This is a genomic window from Streptomyces sp. NPDC051051, from assembly GCF_040682975.1.
Taxonomy (GTDB): Bacteria; Actinomycetota; Actinomycetes; order Streptomycetales; family Streptomycetaceae; genus Streptomyces.
On the sequence record NZ_JBFBCB010000013.1, the window covers coordinates 116,659 to 137,891 of the forward strand.

Consider the following 21,233-nt stretch of genomic DNA (forward strand, 5'->3'; position numbering starts at 1 on the left):
TGGCCGACAGGTCCGTCCGCCAGCCTTCCCCACCTCCGGCCGCCGGGCAAGGAGGATGGGGGCATGGCACAGAAGATGACCGACGAGGAATGGCGGGCGTTCGTCTCGCAGGGCACCCGTACCGCGAAGCTGTCGACGGTACGGGCCGACGGAAGCCCGCACGTGGCACCCGTCTGGTTCCTGCTCGACGGGGACGAGGTGGTGTTCAACACCGGTAAGGAGACGGTGAAGGGGCGCAATCTGGCGCGGGACGGCCGGGTCGCCCTGTGCGTGGACGACGACCGGCCGCCGTTCGACTTCGTGGTGCTGCAGGGACGCGCCCGGATCTCGGAGGACCTCGACCAGGTGCGGCTGTGGGCGACCCGTATCGCGGCCCGGTACATGGGAGAGGACCGGGCCGAGGCGTTCGGCGCCCGCAACGGCGTCCCGGGCGAACTGCTGGTCCGCGTCGGGATCGAGAAGGTCCTGGCGCAGAGGGCCGTGGCGGACTGACGCGAAGGGCGGCCTCCCTCAGCTCACGGAGTCGAGGATCCGGGCGGTGTGCATCCGTGTTCTCGACGAGTTCGGCGAGCAGGTGGGTGAGGTCCGCGACGGCGGTTCCTTCGACGAAGGCCTCCGGGAGCTGTCGCACCTCCACGCGCGCGTGGTCCTCGACCGTCCGGCGTGGGCGCGGCGCCCGCGTACGGGGGTCGGTGTGCGGGCGCCGTCCGTGGGGTCGTCCGGGGTCTGCGCATGGCCTCCTCGTTCGTCAGTGGCGCGCAGGTGGAGGTCCGGTCCCGTCATACGGTCCGGGCCTGCTGAAGGCCGACGGTGCTCTCCGTCCACTGGGCGGAGGCGGACGCCTCGCGTTCCCCCGCGGTGGGCGACAGCGCGACGAAGGCCGGGAGCAGGAAGAGGTACGACCCGAGACCCACGGCGAGGGGAAAGACGAACTGCATCGCCGTGGCGCCGGGCGGGGTCTCGGGCGAGGGCGTGACCTGGACGTGGACCGCGAACATCCCGGTGCAGTGCATGCTGCTGACCGCCGCTCCCATCACGAGGGAGGCGAGGGTGACCGCGACCGGCGACTTGGTGTTGAGGGCCGCCCAGAGCGCCGCGGTCGCCGCGAGGACGGCGATGGCGACGGAGAGTCCGACGAGCATCGGGTCGTAGGTGACGTCGCCGTGCAGTCCACCGCCGCCATGCCCAGGTAGTGCATGCTCGCCACGCCGAGCCCGGTGGTGAGCCCGCCGATCAGCAACGCGCGCGTGCGGTCCCGGCTGTGGCCGACGGCGAACACGCCGGCGCAGACGACGACCATGGCGACCAGGAGGCTCAGCACGGTGAGGGGGACGTCGTAGCGGATGTCGGTACCGCCGACGCCGAACCCGAGCATGGCCACGAAGTGCATGGTCCAGATGCCGGTGCCGATCGACGATGCCGCCGTGACGAGCCGGTTGCGGCGCGAGCGCCCGGTCGCGCCCAGCGCACGGACGGTGCAGCGCAGCCCGAGGGCGGCGCCGATGCGGGCCATCGCGTACGAGAGCACGGGGGTCAGCCAGCCGAAGGCGGCGTGGTCCAGGTGTCCCATGGCTCGGGGACGCCAGCCGGGGCACGGAAGCACAAAGGGGGCGCATTTCGAAAGCTGCCGCAATATGACACGAAAACGAGCCGGGGTGATCGCCTCTCGCCCGAACGTGTACGCAGCGACGGTCTCCCCGCCGGTGAGGGATCATGCGGACCATGAGCGACGACCACACACACGTCCAGGAGTTCTTCACCCCGCGCGCCGCGGACTGGGACAGCCGGTTCCCCGACGACGCCCCCGCCTACGCGACCGCGGTCACGGAACTCGGTCTGCGCGAGGGCGACCGCGTGCTCGACGCGGGCTGCGGCACCGGACGGGCCCTGCCACCACTGCGCGACGCCGTGGGACCCTCCGGGGTGGTCGTCGGGGCGGATCTGACCCCGGCGATGCTGGAAGCCGCCGCGCGGGCCGGACGTGACCGTGCCGGGCGGCTGCTGCTCGCCGATGTCACCGCGCTCCCCCTGCGCTCCGGTTCGCTCGACGCGGTGTTCGCCGCCGGTCTCGTCGCCCACCTGCCCGACCCTTCACGGAACCTGCGCGAACTGGCGCGGGTGGTCCGTCCCGGCGGCGCGCTGGCCCTCTTCCATCCGATCGGCAGGGCGGCCCTCGCGGCACGCCAGGGCCGCAGCGTCACTCCGGACGACCTGCGCGCCGAGCCGAACCTGCGGCCGCTGCTGGCGGGTTCGGGATGGCGCATGACGTCGTACGTCGACGAGGACGCCCGGTTCCTGGCGCTGGCCGTGCGCGAGGGCTGAGGCCCACGCGTCTCCGGCGGCCGCCTTCACGAAGGTGCCGGGGTCGTCGACCATGACGTGGTACCCGGCGGCCGGCGCGGTCTCGACCCGCACGTCCGACGCCCTCAGGGCGTCGGCCCCGTCGGGCGGGCCGCTCGACTCGCCTTGCGGGCAGACGCGCTCGGCCTTGTCGAGCCCCGTGCGGATCTCCCGCATGACCGGTCGGGACCCTCGTCGCAGCCCGACGGCGCCCCGGCCCGGGCAGCGGTGTCGCGCCGCCGACCGGCCTTCCTCGAGGAGCCGGCGAGCTTCTTCCACGACGGCGGACGGGCTCTGCTCATGGAGGAGTCGGACGACCTGTTCCGGCGGGTGCACCGACCGTCGCGCGGGCGACGTCGCGGGCCGAACTCACCTGGCTGCGCGAAACGCCGACGTCACCGGCCGGCTGAGCCGTCACCGTGCCGCACGGGGCAGCCTCGCAGTCCGGGCGTCGGCCGGGTGCCCAACTGCTCGAGGCGGTAGCCGTCCGGGTAACTCCTGATCTCCCGGTTCTGGCGCGCGAAGTGCGGTGCGCGGCGCGGCGGGAGGAGCCGGACGGCACGTCCACGCGCGCGTACGGCCCGACGGACCAGCGCGCGCGTGGCGGGGGCGGGCGGGGTGTACCGGAAGGCCCGCAGGAGCGGTTCGTCCAGCAGGGCGAGGGTGGCGGTGCGCAGCACGGGGGCGAGCGGCCTCGGGTACCAGGAGGCCATCAGGTCGAGGGTGGCGTCCGAGACCGCCCGTGCCTCCTCGTCCCAGGCGAAGTGGGCCTCCTCGTAGGCGTCGAGGCAGGCCTCGAACTCCTCGTAGGACGAGGGAACGTCCTTGATGCCCATCCGGTGTCCGAGGGTGCGGTAGTGGACGCTGGAGGCGACGATCTCGTGGCGGGACAGCCTGCGCCATCCGTAGGTGTCGATCCAGCGCTTGGGCACGACCACGAACGTGCAGAGCACGTAACGCATGTCGTCGTCGCTGATGTCGTAGCTGCGGTGCATGCGGTTGATGCGGCGGACGGCCGTTCGGCCCTGTTCGCTGTCGAATCCGTGCTCGACGACGGCGTCGAGGAGCAGTGCGGTGTCGTCGTAGCGTTTCTGCGAGCGCTCCGTGAGTTCCGCCGTGCGGGCGAGCAGACGGCCGATGCTCGGCACCGCGTAGGTGCGGTAGAGGGCGAGTTCCAGGGCCCGGGTGACGTCCCAGGGGAACTCGTGGGCGACGGTCAGCCGGTAGATCTCGGAGGCCTCCGTCACAGGGTCCATGCGCCGGATCCGTTCGAGCCGCTCGTAGCGCTTCACCGCTCCGTCCCCCTTCTGCCGCCGAAGCTCCGACTCTACTCTGAGTGACAGCTGATGAACGCTCGGTCGGCACAACGGACAAGGGGAAGGCGGTCGGCGATGTTCGACTCGGTCCGCAGGGTCTGGGAGCGGTTTCTCGGCGCCGCGCGCGGGCGGCCGCGTCCGGGCGAGTCGCGCTCCGCCGGGGATCCGCGGGGGTCCGGCACGAAGCGCGCGCCCAACCTGTTCGAGGCGGCCGCCGCGTACGTGGCGGCGTGCGCGGAGGACGATCAGGACGGGATCGAGGAGGTGGCGGGCTGGGTGTCCCCCGAGGCGCTGTCCTTCGGGGTCAACGAGCTGGCGTGCCGGGCGGTGATCGCGCTCGCGCGTGAGCGCGACGAATCACCGCGGACGGTGGCGCGGGCCCTTCTCGGGCTGTCGTCGGCGTGACGCTGTCGGCGGCCAGAGGGCGATTCGCCCCCGTCCGGTCGGAAAACTGCAGCTCCGGGCAGGTCGGGGAGTCGTGACAAGCGCCTTCTCGCCGCACTAGGGTGCGCGCCGACGGACGAACCGATGGGGAGGCTGGGATGGCAGGGACGGAGGAGGACACCGTCGCCGCCGCGGACGATGCGCTCTACGTGCTCACGGCGGTGCTGCTGACGCCGGCGAAGTTCCCGAGCGTGCTGGGCGACGACTACCCGGAGGCCTGCGCGGCGCTCGGTCTCGCGCCGCTCGCCGACGGCTACGGCCTGGTGCTGGGCCAGGACGGTGAGGGCGCCCGGTGGACGGTCGTCATCGACGACGTGTCGCTGGTGGCCGTCGCCATCGCGTCGTGGGACTGCGGCATGGAGTACGACCTGTCGCCCGACGAGCGGACGATGGTCGCCGCCCTGCCAGGCTGGCCCCTGGCGGTGGCCGTCGCGGCGCCCGGCGTGCCGGCGCCTCACGACCCCGGGCCGGAGGCGACGGACGGCCCCGCCCTGCGCCCGCCGGACACGACCACCTGGGGCCCCGCGCAGCGGCGGCTGGGAGCCGACGAGATCGCGCTCCAGTGGGCGCTGTGGCGGGAGCAGATCGACGACGCCGAGTTCGCGCCCGCACCGGAAGGGGCGGAGGCGGCCGAGCCGGCCGACGGCGGGGAAGGAAGCAGCAGGGACACCCCGGCGGGGCACGGTGGTGTCCGACGTGTCCTCGCGGAGGTCCGCGCCTACGCGGAGACACCGCCTCCGCTGGGGCGCGTGCGCTCCTCGTTCGCTCCGGGTGACGCGCGCACGCTGCGCGCGGACGGCCCCGGCTGGTCACTGGTGGCCCGCACCGACGACATCGCCTTCGTCCTGCTCGACGACGAACCGGGAGAGGTGCTGCCGGTCGGGCGGGGGCCCGAACTGCCCGGCCTGCTCGAGGCGCTCGACAAGATGGCCGTACGGCCCAGCTGAGCCCGCACGCATGCCGCACGGCGGGGGCCGCGACGCGGCCCCCGCGGATCAGCGGCCGATCTCCTTGCGCGTGACCCGGCGCAGCCTGCGCCGCTGTGAGGGGTCCAGCGCGAGGTACGCCACGGCCGGAACTCCCAGCACGATCAGCAGAGCCGCCCACCAGGGCAGCCAGATCAGCAGCAGGAGCCCTACGGCCACACCCCCTGCGGCGATCTTCGCGTTCTTCGACATGTGCGTCGCCTCCTCCGCGGCTACTGCCGCTCTCTGGTGTGAGAACGGCTCTGTGCGGCGCCCGGTTCCAGCATCAGCCCTGAGACGTCCCTGACGTCCACCCCGAGATGCCCCTGAGACCCCTCGACCGCGCATCCCCCGGGAGCCCTTCCGGCGGTGGCACGCGTCTGGTGGCGGAGTGCTGTACCCTCGGCCGCCGACATCAGTAGTCAAATTTGAGGAGTGGACTTCTCCGTGCAGTGGGTTTCCGCGGGAACGCCGTCCGAGATCGTGGAACTGGCGCGTCGGCCCGCCCTGTTCGTGCCCGGCGTCCCCGCGCGCACCGGCCGCTTCGCCTTCTGGCAGCACGACGGCGAGATCCCGCCCGCCCCCGGGTCGGGCTCGCTGGAGGACCTGTCCGTCGTCCGGCCCTCCGGTGCGGGCGTGGCACTGGTCCGCGTACCGGCCGTGCTGCTGCCGGTGCACGAGGCCCTGCCCGTCCTCACCCGCGCGCGTGCCGTTCGCGAGGCGCACCGGGCGGTCGCCTTCTGGGGCGCGGCGGCTCTGACGGCCCTCGAGTTCACCGCGCGCGGGCTGCTGCTGCCCGGTCTCTCCTCGGACGATCACGACGCCTGGCGCGCGGGCCCCCTGGGGCCGGACGACGTCGAGCGGGTGCGCCGGCTGGCCGCCGCCATGCCTCCCGAGGCGCACGCCCTACCGCTGGACCACGTCCCGCCCCTGCGGCTGCCGGACCAGGAGCGGCTGCTGCGGGCCTTCCTGGACGCGGTCGCGGACACCCTCCCCCGCTCCCCCGCCGCGCCGCTCCTGACGGGCGGACCGGCCTACGCGGCGCCGGGGCCACTGCACGTGCCGCAGTTGCGGGCCTGGGCCGCCGACGTGGCGGCCGGCCACGACGCCGGTGTACGGGTCTCGCTGCGGATCGAGGTCTCGGGGCTCGCCCCGGGTGCAGAGGAAGCGGCACCGTCCTTCCGCGCCGTGCCGCAGGTGCACAGCGTGAGTGATCCCGGGCTCCTCGCGGACGCCTCCGAGATCTGGCAGGGCTCCGGTGCCGGCCGGCCGGCGTTCGGCCCACGCGCGCGCAGGGACGCGCTCCTCGCCCTGCGCCGTGCCGCCCGCGCGTGGCCCGCGCTCACGCCCCTGCTGTCGGCGGCCGTCCCGGACGCCGTCGATCTGGTCGACGAGGAGGTAGCGGAACTCCTGGGAGAAGGATCGCGGGCGCTGGCAGCGGCGGGAGTCGCGGTGCACTGGCCCAGGGAACTGGCCCGCACGCTCACCACCCGCGCGGTGGTGGGCCCGCCCGACGACGTCACCGGACCGGACCGGGCCGCCTCGGACACGCCGTCGTCCCTGTCCGCGGACGCGCTCCTCACCCTCAGCTGGTGGTTCGCGCTGGGCGACCAGCACCTCACGCGCGACGAGCTGGACCGCCTCGCCGAGGCGAACCGGCCGCTCGTGCGGCTGCGCGACCGGTGGGTGCTGATCGACCTCCGGGAGGTGCGTCGCGCTCACGCCCGGCAGGACCGCGAGGTGCCCCCGGTCGACGCGCTCGCCGCCGCTCTGACCGGATCCACGGAGGTCGACGGCCGCCGCGTCGAGGTCCGACCCACGGGATGGCTCGCGGTCCTGCGGGAGCGTCTGGCGCGCCCGCAGGACCAGGAACCGGTGGAACAGCCCGCCGCACTCCACGCGACGCTGCGCGACTACCAACGACGCGGCCTCGGCTGGCTGGTCAGGAACACGTCCCTGGGGGTCGGCTGCTGCCTGGCCGACGACATGGGCCTCGGCAAGACCGTCACGCTGATCGCCCTCCACCTGCACCGCCGGACGGACCCCTCGGCAGCCGGTCCCACGCTGGTGGTCTGCCCGACGTCCCTCATGGGCAACTGGCAGCGGGAGATCGAGAAGTTCGCCCCCGGCACACCCGTGCGCCGCTTCCACGGGCCGCGCCGCGATCTCGCGGACCCGGCAGACGGGGAGTTCGTCCTCACCACCTACGGCACCCTGCGCATGGACGCGGGCCGGCTGGGCGAGGTGCCCTGGGGGCTGGTGGTGGCGGACGAGGCGCAGCACGTGAAGAACCCGTACGCGGAGACCGCGCGGGCACTGCGCACGATCGGGGCACGCGCGCGTGTGGCGCTCACGGGAACGCCGGTCGAGAACAACCTGTCGGAACTGTGGGCGATCCTGGACTGGACGACCCCCGGACTGCTGGGCCGGCTGGGCACGTTCCGTACCCGGTACGCCCGGGCGGTCGAGGAAGGCGGGGACCCGGCCGCGGCCGAGCGGCTCGCCCGGCTCGTGACCCCGTTCCTGCTGCGCCGCCGCAAGTCGGACCCGGGTATCGCGCCCGAGCTGCCGCCCAAGACCGAGACCGATCACCCGGTGTCCCTGACCAGGGAACAGGCGGGCCTGTACGAAGCCGTGGTGCGCGAGACGCTCGCGGCGGTCGCCGAGGCGGACGACATGGCACGGCGCGGGCTGGTCGTGAAGCTCCTGACCGGCCTCAAGCAGATCTGCAACCACCCGGCGCAGTACCTCAAGGAGGAACGGCCGAGGACCGCCGGGCGCTCCGGGAAGCTCGAACTGCTGGACGAGCTGCTCGACACGATCCTCGCCGAGGGGGCGAGCGTCCTGGTGTTCACGCAGTACGTGCGCATGGCACGGATTCTCGAACGCCATCTGGCCGCGCGGGGCGTGCCGACCCGGTTCCTGCACGGCGGGACGCCCGTCGCGGAGCGCGAGGCCATGGTGGCGCGCTTCCAGGACGGCGAGGTGCCCGTGTTCCTGTTGTCGCTCAAGGCCGCCGGGACCGGACTCAACCTGACGCGCGCGGAGCACGTCGTGCACTACGACCGCTGGTGGAACCCGGCCGTCGAGGCGCAGGCCACCGACCGGGCCCACCGCATCGGACAGACCCGGCCGGTGCAGGTGCACCGGCTGATCGCGGAGGGCACGGTCGAGGACCGCATCGCCGAGATGCTGCGCCGCAAGCGCGAACTCGCCGACGCCGTGCTCGGCTCCGGAGAGGCGGGATTCACGGAGCTGTCGGACGCCGAACTGGCCGAACTGGTGGAACTGCGAGGGGGAACGCGGTGAACGCGTACGACGGCGAGCGGGAACGCACTTTTCAGGCGCTGCCTCCCGCACGGGGGAAGGGTTTCGCGCAGTCGTGGTGGGGGCGGGCCTGGCTGGCCGCCCTGGAGGACGGGGCGCTGGACGGGGAGCAGGTGCGGACGGGCCGCAGGCTCGCGCGCGCGGGAGCGGTGGGCGCCGTGTCGGTGCGGCCGGGGCGGGTCACGGCCGTCGTCAAGGACCGTGACGGCACGGGACACCGGGCCGATGTGCTGCTCGAGGTCCTGACGGACGGCCAGTGGGACCGGTTCCTGGACCTGGCCGTGGAGCGGGCCGGTCATGTGGCCGCGCTGCTCGACCGTGAGCTGCCGCCGCACCTGGTCGAGGACGCGGGGACGGCGGGTGTCGACCTGCTGCCGGGGCCGGGCGACCTGGAGGCGGAATGCGGCTGCGGCGCGTGGGACCACTGCGGCCATACGACGGCCCTGTGCTACCAGGTGGCACGGCTGCTCGACGAGGATCCGTTCGTCCTGCTGCTCCTGCGCGGCGGCGCCGAACGGGCCCTCCTCGCCGACCTCCAGGCCCGCAGCACCGCCGCGGCACCGGCCGAGACCGCGCCCGTCCCGCAGGAGGGCGTGGACGCACTGGAGGCGTACCTCGCCGGGCATGTCCTGCCTCCGTTGCCCTCCGTTCCCGACCTGCCCGAACACCCCGGCGTGCCACCCTCCTTGGACACCGGGGTGCCGCCCACCGGGGAGGTGGAGCCGGCCGCCCTGGAGCTCTTGGCCGCCCGTACGGCCCTACGGGCCCGGGCCCTGCTCGCGGAGGCTCTGCGCGGCGGGACGGAACAGCGGTCTCCGGCCGGAGCGCTGACGGTCGGTGAGGACGCGGTGCGGCTGGCGGCGGGCGGTCCCCGGGACGCCGCGCCCCGTGTCGGACCGGCTCGCCGCCGGTTCCGGGCGTGGCCGGGAGCAACTGGAGCTGGCCGTCCGGGCCTGGCGCATCGGGGGCCGGGCCGCCCTGGCGGTGCTCGAGGAGGAGTGGGCCGTCGAGGGCGAGGCTCTCGCACGCGCGCGTGCCGCCCTGGACGCCGCCTGGGCGCAGGACGAGCGGCCGGCGCTGCGGGCGCGGGGCAACCGGTGGACGGTGGTCGGGTCGGCCGGTCAGCTGCGTCTGGGGCGGGACGGCCGCTGGTGGCCGTATCGCAAGGAGCGCGGGCGCTGGGTGCCCGCCGGGGACGCGGCCCGGGACCCGGCGACGGCCCTGGCCGCCGTCGGGTCCGACGGGGAGGAAGAGCCTTCCTGAGGCGGGGGCCGCTCCGGTGGAGGCGGGCGGGCCGGACCGACGGTCGGCCGACGGCACGCGTTCACCGGGGCGTCGCACGGTGTTCCGCGGGTGAACCGACTCTGTCCGCTGTCACCACAGATGCTCCTCAGGAGGCTCGATGTCCCCGCATGCCACCGGTCGACGCGCGGTCCACCGCTGCGTCGCGGCGGTCGTACCGCTCACCGTGCTGGCCGCCCTCGCCACCGCCGGCCCGGCGTCCGCCCACAGGCGGTCCGGGGAGGCGCGCGTGATCTCGACGGCGACGCTCGGCGACATCCCGCTCGGGACGTTCAGCAACGCGCTTCTGCCGGGCACCGTCGCCGAGGACCGGGGCGTGGACCTCGGCGGCATCGGCAGCGACATCCACCCGGCGGGCCGCAAGGGCGAGTACTGGACGGTCACCGACCGCGGCCCCAACGGCCAGATCAAGGTGGACGGCACGAAGCGCCGGACGTTCCCCGTGCCCGGTTTCGATCCGGCGATCGTCCGGATCAAGGTGTCCGGGGACACGGTGAAGGTGCTTCGGTCGATCCCGCTCACCACCTCGTCCGGCGAGCCCGTGACGGGCCTGTCGAACCAGGCGGAACGCGACGAGGCGCCGTACTCCTACGACGCGAGGACGCCACTGCCGTTCGATCCGAACGGGCTGGACACCGAGGGCGTCGTGCCGGCGGCGGACAGCAGTTTCTGGCTCGTCGACGAGTACGGGCCCTCGCTCGTCCACGTCTCCGCGCGCGGGAAGGTCCTCACCCGTTACGTGCCCGAGGGCCTGAACCTGACGGGCGCCGACCACCCGGTGGTGGAGGCGCTGCCCGGGGTGCTGCTGCACCGCAAGGTCAACCGCGGATTCGAAGGGCTCGCACAGCTACCGGGCGGCGATCTGGTGCTGGCGATGCAGAGCCCGCTGTCGCTGCCGGACAAGGACGCCGGCGAGGCCTCGCGCACGGTGCGCCTGCTGCGCTTCTCGCCGAAGAAGAAGGCGGTCACCGCCGAGTACGCGTACCGTTTCGACCCGGTGACGGTGGTCGACCCGAGCGAGGACGACGCCTCCGAGCTCAAGATCTCCTCGGTCGTCGCGGTGGGCGGTGACCGGCTGCTGGTCGAGGAACGGACCGACAAGGCCGCCCGCCTGCACCTGGTGCGGCTGGACCGCAAGGCGGACATCCTGGGCGGCCGCTGGGACGACGGGGCGACGTCGCCGTCGCTGGAACAGCTGGCGGACCCGGCGGCCGCGGGCGTCCCGGTGCTCTCCAAGCGGCTGGTCGTCGACCTCGGCACGGTCGCCGGAGTGCCCGGCAAGATCGAGGGCGTCGCGCTCGTGAACCGCGACACGCTCGCCCTGATCAACGACAACGACTTCGGGATGACGGACGGGGCGGACGCGTTCGACGCCCGGGGCCGGCTGGTCGACAGCGGCATCGAGACGAAGGTGACGTACGTGCGCCTGCCGAAGGGGTTGTGACAGCCGGCCGGTGACGACGGGCCGGGCGGCACGGGCCGGGCGACGACGGTGGGCGTGTGCGGCACGCGCGCGTGCCGCACACGCCGTCACGCGCGATGCGGCGCAGGGGCCCACGCGCGATGCGGCGAAGCGCGTGCGGCACGCGACTTCACGCGCGCGTGCCGCACGACGGCAGGCTCACGGGAGCAGTTCCTCCGAAGACGGCAGGAGGGACTCGAGATCGCTCGGCAGCACAGTCGGCAGTCCGCTCGGCAGCTGGGACGGCAGCCCGCTCGGCAGCCCACTGGGCAGCTGGGACGGCAGCTCGGTCGGGAATCCGCTGGGCAGCCCGCTCGGCGGACGGAGCGAGGGCGTGGGCGAGGAGCCCGTGCCCGCCGGCGCGTCGCCGTCGGGCGAGTCGCCGTTCCCGGAGGTCGTCAGCACCACGGCGACGACGACTGCGGCGGCGACCAGCAGCGCCAGTACGGCGAAGAGTGGGTTCCTGCGCCTTCCGGGGCCGTCGGGAGGGCCGGGCGGCGCGGGGGGCGGCTCGGACGGCGGCCGGCCGCCGCCTCCCGCGTCGTGATCGGGGCCGAAGCCCGGGGAAGGCGGTCCGAAGCCGCTCGGAGGCGGCGTGTCACCCGGCGGGCCGGGCGGCTTGGGCGGTACGGGCGGCATGGCCATGGCGTCCAGGGTCGTGGTGGACGCGCCGACGCGCGACCCCTGAACGGAAGTTGATACCGACTCATGTCATGGACGGCATCATTCCGGCGTACTCCCCACGGAGGTCCCGACTCGGCGTGCTCGACGGCACACACGCGCGTACGTCCCGACGGCACACCCGCGTACGTGCGAGCCGCACACGCGCCTACGTGGTGAGCCGCACACGCGCGTACGTGGCGATCAGTACACGCGCGTACGTGGCGAACGGCGCGCGTGAGGGCACCGGAGGGGTCCGGTCCGGATGCACCCACGCGCGCGTGCCGTCAGCCGCGGGCGCCGAGCAGGTGGTCCATGGCCAGCTGGTCGAGGCGCTCGAAGGCCATGCCGCGGTCGGCGGCCGCGTCGGCGTCGAAGTCCTCGAACGCCGCACGGTCGGCGAGCAGGGCCTGCAGGCCGTCGGCGGCGGTGGGCTGGGCCAGCTGGTCCAGACGGGAGTCGCGCAGGGCCTGCTGGACCTCGGGGTCGTCGCGGAACGCGGCCGCACGCTCCTTGAGGATCAGGTAGTTGCGCATGCAGCCCGCGGCCGACGCCCACACGCCGTCGAGGTCCTCGGTGCGCGGGGGCTTGAAGTCGAAGTGCCTGGGGCCCTCGTAGCCGGCGCTCTCCAGCAGGTCGACCAGCCAGAACGCCGAGCGCAGGTCACCGGCGCCGAAGCGCAGGTCCTGGTCGTACTTGATGCCGGACTGACCGTTGAGGTCGATGTGGAAGAGCTTGCCCGCCCACAGCGCCTGGGCGATGCCGTGCGGGAAGTTCAGGCCCGCCATCTGCTCGTGACCGACCTCGGGGTTGACGCCGTACAGCTCCGGGCGCTCCAGGCGCTCGATGAAGGCCAGCGCGTGCCCGACGGTGGGCAGCAGGATGTCGCCGCGCGGCTCGTTCGGCTTGGGCTCGATGGCGAAGCGCAGGTCGTAGCCCTGCTCGACGACGTACTCGCCGAGGAGGTCGAAGGCCTCCTTCATCCGGTCCAGGGCCACGCGCACGTCCTTGGCGGCGCCGGACTCCGCGCCCTCGCGCCCGCCCCAGGCGACGTAGGTCTTCGCGCCCAGCTCGGCGGCCAGGTCGATGTTGCGGATGGTCTTGCGCAGCGCGTAGCGGCGCACGTCGCGGTCGTTCGCGGTGAACGCGCCGTCCTTGAAGACGGGGTGCGTGAAGAGGTTGGTGGTGGCCATCGGCACCTTCATGCCGGTGGCGTCCAGGGCCTGGCGGAAGCGCTTGATGTGCTCCTCGCGCTCGCTGTCGGAGGATCCGAAGGGGATCAGGTCGTCGTCGTGGAAGGTCACGCCGTGCGCGCCCAGCTCGGCCAGGCGCTGCACCGTCTCGACCGGGTCCAGGGCACGCCGCGTGGCGTCACCGAACGGGTCGCGTCCCTGCCAGCCGACGGTCCACAGACCGAAAGTGAACTTGTCCTCGGGGGTGGGCTGGTAGCTCATTGCCGCGGCTCCTTGCTTGCAGACTATTTCGTCATGGCCGTTTACAAATTAGTATGCGGAGGCATCTCTGGGAAGTCAGATCCCGCGGAGCCGCGGAAAAAGTTAGGGAGATCCCGATGTCAGCAGCCGAGGGTCCGCTCGTCGTCGGCGTGGACACGTCCACCCAGTCCACCAAGGTGCTGGTCGTCGACGCGGCCACCGGCCAGGTCGTCGCGAGCGGCCAGGCACCGCACACGGTGACCTCCGGCGCCGGCCGGGAGAGCGACCCGCGCCAGTGGTGGGAGGCCCTGCACGAGGCCCTGCGCCAGTGCGGTGACGCGGCGCGCGAAGCGGCTGCCGTGTCCATCGGCGGGCAGCAGCACGGGCTCGTGACGCTGGACGGACGCGGCGAACCGGTGCGCCCGGCGCTGCTGTGGAACGACGTGCGCTCGGCCCCGCAGGCCCGCCGGCTGACGGAGGAGCTGGGCGGCGCGAAGTTCTGGGCGGAGCGCACCGGCCTGGTGCCGGCCGCCTCCTTCACGGTCACGAAGTGGGCGTGGCTCGCCGAGCACGAGCCGGAGGCCGTGCGCGCGACCGAGGCCGTACGCCTCCCCCACGACTACCTCACCGAACGTCTCACGGGCGAGGGCACGACCGACCGCGGCGACGCGTCCGGCACCGGCTGGTGGGCGTCCGCGACCGAGGCGTACGACGACGAGATCCTGGCCCGTGTCGGCCTCGACCCGGCGCTGCTGCCGCGCGTGGTGCGCCCCGGCGAGGTGGCGGGCACCGTGCGGGACAGCCACGACCTGCCGTTCTCCAAGGGCACCCTGGTCGCCGCGGGCACCGGCGACAACGCGGCGGCCGCGCTCGGCCTCGGGCTGCGCCCCGGCAGCCCGGTGCTGAGCCTCGGCACCTCGGGCACGGTGTACGCCGTGTCGAAGCGGCGCCCCACCGACCCGACGGGCACGGTGGCCGGCTTCGCCGACGCGCACGGCGACTGGCTCCCGCTGGCCTGCACGCTGAACTGCACCCTCGCCGTCGACCGCGTCGCCGCCCTGCTCGGCCTCGACCGCGAGGCCGTCGAGCCCGCCACCGGCCTCACGCTCCTGCCTTACCTGGACGGCGAGCGCACCCCGAACCTGCCGAACGCCTCCGGTCTGCTGCACGGTCTGCGCCACGACACCACCGCCGGCCAGCTGCTCCAGGCCGCCTACGACGGTGCCGTGCACTCCCTGCTCGGCGCACTCGACCTGGTCCTCGACGAGGACGCCGACCGCTCCGCCCCGCTGCTGCTGATCGGCGGCGGTGCCCGTGGCACGGCCTGGCAGCAGACCGTGCGCCGGTTGTCCGGACGGCCCGTGCAGATCCCGGACGCCAGGGAACTCGTCGCACTGGGTGCCGCGGCACAGGCGGCCGGCCTGCTGACCGGGGAGGACCCGGCCGCCGTGGCCCGGCGCTGGAACACCGCGCGGGGCCCGGTGCTCGACGCCGTGGAGCGGGACGAGGCGGCCCTGGCCAGGATCGCCGGGGTACTCTCCGACGCGTCCCCGCTGCTGGAGCGGGGCACGGACACCCACTGAGGATCGACGCAGGCATGAGCGCACCGCCGCACGAGGCCCGCCCGACCGGCCCCGGGCGAACGCTGCCCGACACCCAGCAGGGCATGCGCCGCCGCAACCTCGCCCGGGTGATGCACGCCGTCAGCGCCGAGGGACCGCTGTCGCGGGCGGCGGTCGCCACGCGCATCGGCCTGACCCGTGCGGCGGTCTCGACGCTCGTCGACGAACTCATACGCACCGGCCTGATCGAGGAACTCGGCCCCGAGCGGCCGGGCAGGGTGGGCCGGCCCGGGTCGGCACTCGCGGTCAGCGGGCGCGGCCCGGCGGGGATCGGCGCGGAGATCGGCGTGGACCACCTCGCGGTCTGCGCCGTCGACCTGCGCGGCGAGGTGCGGGCGCGCGCCGTACGGCACGGCACGAACCGGGGTCGCGCCCCCGGACCGGTGCTCCGGGAACTCACCGCGCTCGTGCGCCGGGTCGTGGCCGACGGGGAGCGTGAGGGGCTGTGGCCGGCGGGGCTCGCGGTGGCCGTCCCCGGACTGGTGGGCCGGGACGCCCGCACCGTCGTCCGCGCCCCGAACCTGGACTGGCACGACGTCGATCTCGGCGCCCTGCTGCCCGGCGGGTTCCCGCTGACGGTGGACAACGAGGCCAACTTCGGCGGCCTCGCGGAACTCTGGCTCGGCGCGGACACCCCGCGGGACTTCCTGCACGTCTCGGCGGAGATCGGCATCGGTGCCGCACTCGTCGTCGACGGCAGCCTGCTGCGCGGTACCCGCGGTTTCGCCGGCGAACTGGGGCACGTTCCGGTCCATCCCGACGGGCCGGACTGCGTGTGCGGCGGCCGTGGCTGCCTGGAGCAGTACGCCGGCGAGGAGGCGGTCCTGCGCGCGGCCGGCCTGGAACCGGGCGAGGACCGCGTCGGTCTGCTGGCCCGACGCGCGGCGGACGGCGACGAGCGGGTGCGCGGGGCACTGCGCGAGGCGGGCACGGCACTGGGCGTCGCCCTCACCGGAGCCCTCAACCTGCTGGACCCGGAGGCCGTCGTGCTCGGCGGGGCCCTCGCCGGACTGGCACCCTGGCTGCTGCCGTCCCTGGAGTCCGAGCTCGCCCGCCGCACGGCCGGCCCGCCCTGGCCGGTGTCCGTCTCCCTGCTGGGCCCGGAGGGCCCGCTGCTCGGCGCGGCGCACTCCGTGGTGCGGGCGGTGCTGGACGACCCGGCGGGAGTGGCGGGGCGGGGCTGAGCCTCCGGGCCCGACGCCTGATGCGTCGGCAGGGCCGGAGCGCGAGGGCGTTCCCGCGGGTTGCGCCTGTTCCCCTCTTTCGGGTGACCCCGGTCCAAACGGTTGTCGGGACGCACCCCCGGCGTGACGATGTCCCCCAGCCGCATCGCCTTCCGGAGGACGACGTGACCGATCCCTGGGTGGCCCTGGAACCGGGGGCCGACCCTGCCGAGCGTGTACGGACACTGCGACGGGCGCACGACGCGTTCACCCAGGCCGGCAGAGTCCCGCGGCCGGTGCGGTCCGTGGTGGCCGACTCGTGGCGGCGATCGGCGCGGGCGGGCGTCGGGCCGGACGGCACCGCGGACGTGGAGCTGACCGACGCTGACCTCGGCGCCTACCGGGCCGAGCATCCGCTGGCGCGGGTGATGCCGCTGTTCCGGGAGCTGATGGGCACGTTCGCCGCCGACGGAGAACACCTCCTCGCGGTCTGCGACGCGCACGGCCGGCTGCTCTGGGTCGAGGGTCACCCGGCGACACGGCGGCAGGCGGGGCGGATGAACTTCGTGCCGGGTGCGCGGTGGGCGGAGACCGCGGTGGGGACGAACGCCCCGGGGACGGCGGTCGCCGTGGACCGGCCGGTGCAGGTGTTCGCGGCCGAGCACTTCATCCGGCGGGTGCAGCCGTGGACCTGCGCGGCGGCGCCGGTGCACGATCCGCGGACCGGGCGGGTGCTGGGCGCGGTGGACATCACCGGCGGCGACGGGCTGGCGCATCCGCACAGCCTGGGCTTCGTCCAGGCGGTCGCGCGGGCCGCGGAGTCGCACCTCGCGCTGCTCGCCCCGGAGCGGCCGGAGACCGACCCGCCCGAGCTGACCGTGCTGGGGCGCGACGAGGCACACCTCGCCGTCGGCGGGCGACGGATCAGGCTGAGCCGACGGCACAGCGAGATCGTGGTCCTGTTGGCCCGCCGTCCGGAGGGCCTGACCGGGGACGAGCTGCTGTGCGCGCTGTACGAGGACGAGTCGGTGACCCCGGTGACGCTGCGGGTCGAACTCGCCCGGCTGCGCGGGGTGCTGGGACCGGGACTGCTTGCCTCGCGGCCGTACCGGCTCACCGTCCCCGTCGAGTCGGACCTCGCCGTCGTGGAGCGGCGGCTGGCGACCGGGGCGGTCACGGCCGCGATCACGGCGTACACCGGGCCGCCGCTGCCGGCGTCGCGGGCACCGGCGGTGGTACGGCTCCGGGACCGCCTGGCCGACGGCCTGCGCGCCGCCCTGCTGGCCGGCCGGGACCCCGACCTGCTCGCCGACTGGGCGCACGCGCCGTGGGGCGAGGACGACATCGACGTGTGGCGGGCGCTGGCGACGGCACGGCCGACGGCCGCGGTGCGGGCTCGGCTGGCCGCGCTGGAGTCGGAGCTGGCGGCGCCGGCGTCATGGACGCGCCGCTGATCACCGGCTGCCCGCCCGGGCCGGCACCGTCGACGCGACGCGCTGCCCGCGCGCGCCGCCCGGACGGCTCCGGTCGCCGCCCCGCCCGCGCAACGTGCATGCAACGTCGGCTTGCCTAGCCTCCCTCAGCAGAGCTGCCCAACGGCGGGCAGCGCTGCTGAGGGAGGCCATCCACCATGACCCGTTACGCGGCGCCCGGAACCGACGGCGCGATCGTCTCCTACCAGGCGCGTTACGACCACTTCATCGGTGGCGAGTACGTGCCTCCGGCCCGCGGCCGGTACTTCGAGAACCCGTCCCCGGTGAACGGGCAGCCGTTCACCGAGGTGGCCCGCGGCACGGCGGAGGACGTGGAGCGGGCGCTCGACGCGGCGCACGCGGCCGCGCCGGGCTGGGGCCGGACGTCGGCGAGCGAGCGTTCCGACATCCTGCTGAAGATCGCGGACCGTATGGAGGCCCACCTGGAGCCGCTCGCGGTCGCGGAGAGCTGGGAGAACGGCAAGCCGGTCCGCGAGACGCTGGCGGCGGACATCCCGCTGGCCATCGACCACTTCCGCTACTTCGCGGGTGCGGTCCGAGGGCAGGAGGGTTCGCTCAGCGAGCTCGACGAGGACACGGTGGCGTACCACTTCCACGAGCCGCTCGGGGTGGTCGCGCAGATCATCCCGTGGAACTTCCCCATCCTGATGGCGACGTGGAAGCTCGCGCCGGCCCTGGCCGCCGGCAACGCGGTGGTCATCAAGCCCGCCGAGCAGACACCGGTCTCGCTGCACTACTGGATGAGTCTGGTGGCGGACCTGTTGCCGCCGGGCGTGGTGAACATCGTCAACGGCTTCGGCGAGGAGGCGGGCAAGCCGCTCGCGTCCAGCCCGCGGGTGGCGAAGGTCGCGTTCACCGGTGAGACGGCGACCGGGCGGCTGATCATGCAGTACGCCGCGGAGAACCTGAAGCCGGTCACGCTGGAGCTGGGCGGCAAGTCGCCGAACATCTTCTTCGACGACGTCTGGGAGAAGGACGACGACCTGCGCGACAAGGCCCTGGAGGGCTTCACGATGTTCGCGCTGAACCAGGGCGAGGTGTGCACCTGCCCGTCGCGCGGGCTGGTCCAGCGGGGCAACTACTCCGAGTTCATGGCGGCCGCCGTCGCCCGCACCGAGCTGATCAAGCCCGGACACCCCCTGGACACCGACACGATGATCGGCGCCCAGGCGTCCGGCGACCAGCTCAGCAAGATCCTCTCGTACATCGACATCGGTCGGCAGGAGGGCGCCAAGATCCTCACCGGCGGCGAACGTGCCGATTACGACGGCGAGTTGAAGGGCGGCTACTACGTCCAGCCGACCATCTTCGAGGGCGACAACCGCATGCGGATCTTCCAGGAGGAGATCTTCGGCCCGGTCGTCTCGGTGGCCTCGTTCGACGACTTCGAGGACGCCGTCAAGACAGCCAACGACACGTCGTACGGCCTCGGCGCCGGGGTGTGGACGCGGGACATCAACACGGCGTACCGCGCGGGACGGGCCATCCAGGCGGGCCGCATCTGGACGAACTGCTACCACGCCTACCCGGCGCACGCGGCGTTCGGCGGCTACAAGCAGTCGGGAATCGGCCGCGAGACGCACAAGATGATGCTGGATCACTACCAGCAGACGAAGAACCTGCTGGTGTCGTACTCGCCGAAGAAGCTCGGCTTCTTCTAGGCGCAGAAAAAGGGCGCCTGACCAGGGCTGATGCCCGGCAGGCGCCCTTCTCGGAGCACATCTGAGTAGCGAGTGGAAACACACCCTTACTCCCGATATCTCCCACCCGTGCCCCAGCTCTGACCAGCAGTTCCGGGGCATTTCCGAGCCAAGGTCTCGCTAAGAACTCGTCACACGATCTTGCTGGCGTGCCGCGGCTGGTCGGCGCGCTGTCGAGCAGGTTGCCGCTGTCGAGGTCATTCACGGGCTACGCCGGAGTCATGCTGGGATGAAGCTCGGCCACCAGGGTGGGACGTTGCCCGGGCACAACAGGGCGGGGTAGGAGTCCGGCATGCCGAACCATGTGACAAGGAACCAGGTGAACCACAGGGTGAAGATGAGCCCTGCAGTCAGGGCTGTCCTGCAATGACGTCTTCCGAGGGTGCTGTGCAGGATCATCCACGGAACCGCAGCGGCGATCCATATGAGAGGCGCAAGAAACAGCAAAGTCATGCCGTTGGCTGCCGCGCTGCCGCCGATGTCACAAGCAGCCCATACCCTCCCAATCGCAGCAACGGACACCACCGTGGTCAGCCCACCGAAGAGGACACCAAAGCCAGTTCCTCTGAACCAGCGGCTCGGAGGACTCGACGGCGCTGCTCCCACGATCGTCTCCCCCGCCTCGCCGTAGGTGCGGAGAGCACCAACGTTCTGAAGTAGCCCGCTGGGGCCCTGGCCTGTCCTGACACGGTCAGTCGTTTTTGTGCTTCCGAAGCCTCGCCGGCAGATGAGACTGCAGGCCAGGGAGACGAAGGCGCCGTGGAGTTCGGTGCGGCGTTCCCAGCGGACGGCGAGGCGTTCGAAGTGGTGCAGCAGGGCGAAAGTCTGCTCGACGACGTAGCGGGCTTGCCCATACCCTGGATGTTCGATGATCCCTTGCGGGAGATGACGGGCAGGATCCGTCGGCGACGCAACTCGTCGCGGTGGGCGTTGGAGTCGTAGCCCTTGTCGCTGAGCAGGGCTTCGGACCTGCGGCGGGGCCGGCCGGGGCGGCCCGCGACGGGCGGGATGCCGTCGACCAGGGCGAGGGTCTGGGTGACGTCGTTGACGTTGGCCGCAGTCGTGATGACCTTGAGCGGGGTGCCGCGTCCATCGCAGATCAGGTGGTGTTTGCTGCCCGCTTTCCGCCGGTCGGCCGGCGACGGACCCGTGTCGGCGCCCCCTTTTTCGCGCGGATGTGAGAGCCGTCCACGCACGCACGTGACTAGGGCGTGTTCGCCGGCCGCGTTCAACTCCGCGAGCAGGACCCGATGTAGCCGGTCGAAGACTCCTGCTTTCTGCCACCGGTCCAGGCGGCGCCAGCAGGTCTGCCCCGAGCCGAACCCCAGCTCCAGGGGCAGGAGTTGCCAGACCATGTCGTTGTAGAGGACGAACAGGATGCCCTGGAGGCAGAGCCGATCCGCCACCGGTCGTGGCCCCGGGGACCGCTCCGGCCACGGCGGCAGTAACGGCTCGACCAGCGCCCACAACTCATCGTCCACGATCCACGGTCGAGTACCCACACCCCACGAACGGCCGAATCGTCACACCGGTTACGCCCCACCAGCACGCTTCAACAAGATCCTGTCACGAGCTCTAAGGCCGGAGAAAGATCCCGCTCAAGCAGCCCCTTCTCCCGTTTCCGGCCCGCCACCTCCCCTTGACCCACCGTCGATGCTCCGTTTACCCACACCATCTGGCGTTCGGTATCACCTTCGCGCCAAATGGCGCGGCCAGTCGGAGCCCTTCGCCCACTCGGCCAGGAGAGTTATGGCCCAGGGCGAGTGGGGACCCCGTCGTGTTTCGGCCCCGAGTCCCACGGCACGTTAGTTCGACGGTTCTCCTGATCATGCATCACCGCGACCTCTCTTCACTCCTGACCCACAGGTGATGCACTGTGCGCACACAAGCGCGAGGACTCGTCACGGCCGTTCTGACCCTGACTCTGCTGGCCATAGCGGGGGTCGTCCCCTCCTGGGCGTCCCCCCGGGACCGTCCGCCCTCCACGGCCACCGCGGCCGTCACAC

General features: G+C 73.1%; 14 protein-coding genes and 4 pseudogenes. 12 read left to right on the forward strand and 6 right to left on the reverse strand.

Translation table 11 applies throughout. The features are described 5' to 3' along the window. Window positions 1-63: 63 nt before the first annotated feature. Window positions 64-492, forward strand: a complete 429-nt coding sequence (locus AB0N31_RS13130) for a PPOX class F420-dependent oxidoreductase (protein WP_366058440.1) — start codon at window positions 64-66, stop codon at window positions 490-492. A 287-nt stretch (window positions 493-779) separates the two neighbouring features. Here AB0N31_RS13130 and AB0N31_RS13135 read toward each other — a convergent pair. Continuing rightward, window positions 780-1,570 (reverse strand): annotated as a pseudogene (locus tag AB0N31_RS13135) (MHYT domain-containing protein). A 152-nt stretch (window positions 1,571-1,722) separates the two neighbouring features. Between AB0N31_RS13135 and AB0N31_RS13140 the strand changes: the two are divergent. Together AB0N31_RS13140 and AB0N31_RS13145 are read left to right on the forward strand one after the other, a co-directional pair. After that, a complete protein-coding gene (locus AB0N31_RS13140) occupies window positions 1,723-2,322 on the forward strand; it encodes a class I SAM-dependent methyltransferase (RefSeq protein WP_366058441.1) in 600 nt (199 codons plus the stop codon). A gap of 234 nt (window positions 2,323-2,556) precedes the next feature. Continuing rightward, window positions 2,557-2,750: pseudogene (locus AB0N31_RS13145) on the forward strand (PadR family transcriptional regulator); the annotation flags it as partial. On the opposite strand, the gene AB0N31_RS13150 reads toward AB0N31_RS13145, so the two are convergent. Next, window positions 2,736-3,632, reverse strand: coding sequence for an oxygenase MpaB family protein (locus tag AB0N31_RS13150; protein WP_366058442.1), 897 nt, complete (start codon window positions 3,630-3,632; stop codon window positions 2,736-2,738). The pseudogene AB0N31_RS13145 and the gene AB0N31_RS13150 overlap by 15 nt on opposite strands. Before the next feature lie 99 nt (window positions 3,633-3,731). Here AB0N31_RS13150 and AB0N31_RS13155 point away from each other — a divergent pair, with 99 nt between their 5' ends. Together AB0N31_RS13155 and AB0N31_RS13160 are read left to right on the forward strand one after the other, a co-directional pair. Further along, window positions 3,732-4,061, forward strand: a complete 330-nt coding sequence (locus AB0N31_RS13155) for a hypothetical protein (protein WP_366058443.1) — start codon at window positions 3,732-3,734, stop codon at window positions 4,059-4,061. Window positions 4,062-4,198: 137 nt separating this feature from the next. Then, window positions 4,199-5,047, forward strand: coding sequence for a hypothetical protein (locus AB0N31_RS13160; RefSeq protein ID WP_366058444.1), 849 nt, complete (start codon window positions 4,199-4,201; stop codon window positions 5,045-5,047). A gap of 48 nt (window positions 5,048-5,095) precedes the next feature. Here AB0N31_RS13160 and AB0N31_RS13165 read toward each other — a convergent pair whose 3' ends face one another. Then, on the reverse strand, window positions 5,096-5,278 hold the full coding sequence (locus AB0N31_RS13165) for a hypothetical protein (protein WP_363090317.1): 183 nt from the start codon (window positions 5,276-5,278) through the stop codon (window positions 5,096-5,098). A 234-nt stretch (window positions 5,279-5,512) separates the two neighbouring features. On the opposite strand from AB0N31_RS13165, the gene AB0N31_RS13170 reads away from it, so the two are divergent. The 3 genes and pseudogenes from AB0N31_RS13170 to AB0N31_RS13180 all read left to right on the forward strand — a co-directional run bounded on the left by AB0N31_RS13170 (window position 5,513) and on the right by AB0N31_RS13180 (window position 11,138). Further along, on the forward strand, window positions 5,513-8,374 hold the full coding sequence (locus AB0N31_RS13170; protein ID WP_366058445.1) for a DEAD/DEAH box helicase: 2,862 nt from the start codon (window positions 5,513-5,515) through the stop codon (window positions 8,372-8,374). Beyond that, window positions 8,371-9,655: pseudogene (locus tag AB0N31_RS13175) on the forward strand (SWF or SNF family helicase). Before AB0N31_RS13170 ends, AB0N31_RS13175 begins: the two are co-directional and overlap by 4 nt. Before the next feature lie 139 nt (window positions 9,656-9,794). Next, complete coding sequence (locus AB0N31_RS13180; protein ID WP_366058446.1) at window positions 9,795-11,138, forward strand: esterase-like activity of phytase family protein; 1,344 nt, start codon at window positions 9,795-9,797, stop codon at window positions 11,136-11,138. 177 nt (window positions 11,139-11,315) lie between these two features. Here AB0N31_RS13180 and AB0N31_RS13185 read toward each other — a convergent pair whose 3' ends face one another. Next, window positions 11,316-11,801, reverse strand: a complete 486-nt coding sequence (locus tag AB0N31_RS13185) for a hypothetical protein (protein WP_366058447.1) — start codon at window positions 11,799-11,801, stop codon at window positions 11,316-11,318. Window positions 11,802-12,103: 302 nt separating this feature from the next. Then, window positions 12,104-13,270, reverse strand: coding sequence for a xylose isomerase (xylA, locus tag AB0N31_RS13190; protein WP_366058448.1), 1,167 nt, complete (start codon window positions 13,268-13,270; stop codon window positions 12,104-12,106). Between the two features lie 116 nt (window positions 13,271-13,386). Here xylA and xylB point away from each other — a divergent pair, with 116 nt between their 5' ends. From xylB to AB0N31_RS13210, 4 genes are all read left to right on the forward strand, one after another. Beyond that, entirely contained in the window at window positions 13,387-14,832 is a 1,446-nt protein-coding gene (xylB, locus tag AB0N31_RS13195) for a xylulokinase (protein ID WP_366058449.1), read from the forward strand. Between the two features lie 14 nt (window positions 14,833-14,846). Then, window positions 14,847-16,055, forward strand: a complete 1,209-nt coding sequence (locus AB0N31_RS13200) for an ROK family transcriptional regulator (protein WP_366058450.1) — start codon at window positions 14,847-14,849, stop codon at window positions 16,053-16,055. Window positions 16,056-16,219: 164 nt separating this feature from the next. Continuing rightward, a complete protein-coding gene (locus AB0N31_RS13205) occupies window positions 16,220-17,488 on the forward strand; it encodes a GAF domain-containing protein (protein WP_366058451.1) in 1,269 nt (422 codons plus the stop codon). A 176-nt stretch (window positions 17,489-17,664) separates the two neighbouring features. Next, on the forward strand, window positions 17,665-19,188 hold the full coding sequence (locus tag AB0N31_RS13210) for an aldehyde dehydrogenase family protein (RefSeq protein ID WP_366058452.1): 1,524 nt from the start codon (window positions 17,665-17,667) through the stop codon (window positions 19,186-19,188). A gap of 762 nt (window positions 19,189-19,950) precedes the next feature. Here AB0N31_RS13210 and AB0N31_RS13215 read toward each other — a convergent pair. After that, window positions 19,951-20,729 (reverse strand): annotated as a pseudogene (locus AB0N31_RS13215) (IS5 family transposase); the annotation flags it as partial. Between the last annotated feature and the right edge of the window lie 504 nt (window positions 20,730-21,233).

Bases quoted from the DNA above. Each gene is read 5' to 3' on its own strand.
- AB0N31_RS13130 (WP_366058440.1), top strand. From the start codon at position 64: ATGGCACAGAAGATGACCGACGAGGAATGGCGGGCGTTCGTCTCGCAG.
- AB0N31_RS13140 (WP_366058441.1), top strand. From the start codon at position 1,723: ATGAGCGACGACCACACACACGTCCAGGAGTTCTTCACCCCGCGCGCC.
- AB0N31_RS13155 (WP_366058443.1), top strand. From the start codon at position 3,732: ATGTTCGACTCGGTCCGCAGGGTCTGGGAGCGGTTTCTCGGCGCCGCG.
- AB0N31_RS13160 (WP_366058444.1), top strand. From the start codon at position 4,199: ATGGCAGGGACGGAGGAGGACACCGTCGCCGCCGCGGACGATGCGCTC.
- AB0N31_RS13165 (WP_363090317.1), bottom strand. From the start codon at position 5,278: ATGTCGAAGAACGCGAAGATCGCCGCAGGGGGTGTGGCCGTAGGGCTC.
- AB0N31_RS13180 (WP_366058446.1), top strand. From the start codon at position 9,795: ATGTCCCCGCATGCCACCGGTCGACGCGCGGTCCACCGCTGCGTCGCG.
- AB0N31_RS13185 (WP_366058447.1), bottom strand. From the start codon at position 11,801: ATGGCCATGCCGCCCGTACCGCCCAAGCCGCCCGGCCCGCCGGGTGAC.
- xylA (WP_366058448.1), bottom strand. From the start codon at position 13,270: ATGAGCTACCAGCCCACCCCCGAGGACAAGTTCACTTTCGGTCTGTGG.
- xylB (WP_366058449.1), top strand. From the start codon at position 13,387: ATGTCAGCAGCCGAGGGTCCGCTCGTCGTCGGCGTGGACACGTCCACC.
- AB0N31_RS13200 (WP_366058450.1), top strand. From the start codon at position 14,847: ATGAGCGCACCGCCGCACGAGGCCCGCCCGACCGGCCCCGGGCGAACG.
- AB0N31_RS13210 (WP_366058452.1), top strand. From the start codon at position 17,665: ATGACCCGTTACGCGGCGCCCGGAACCGACGGCGCGATCGTCTCCTAC.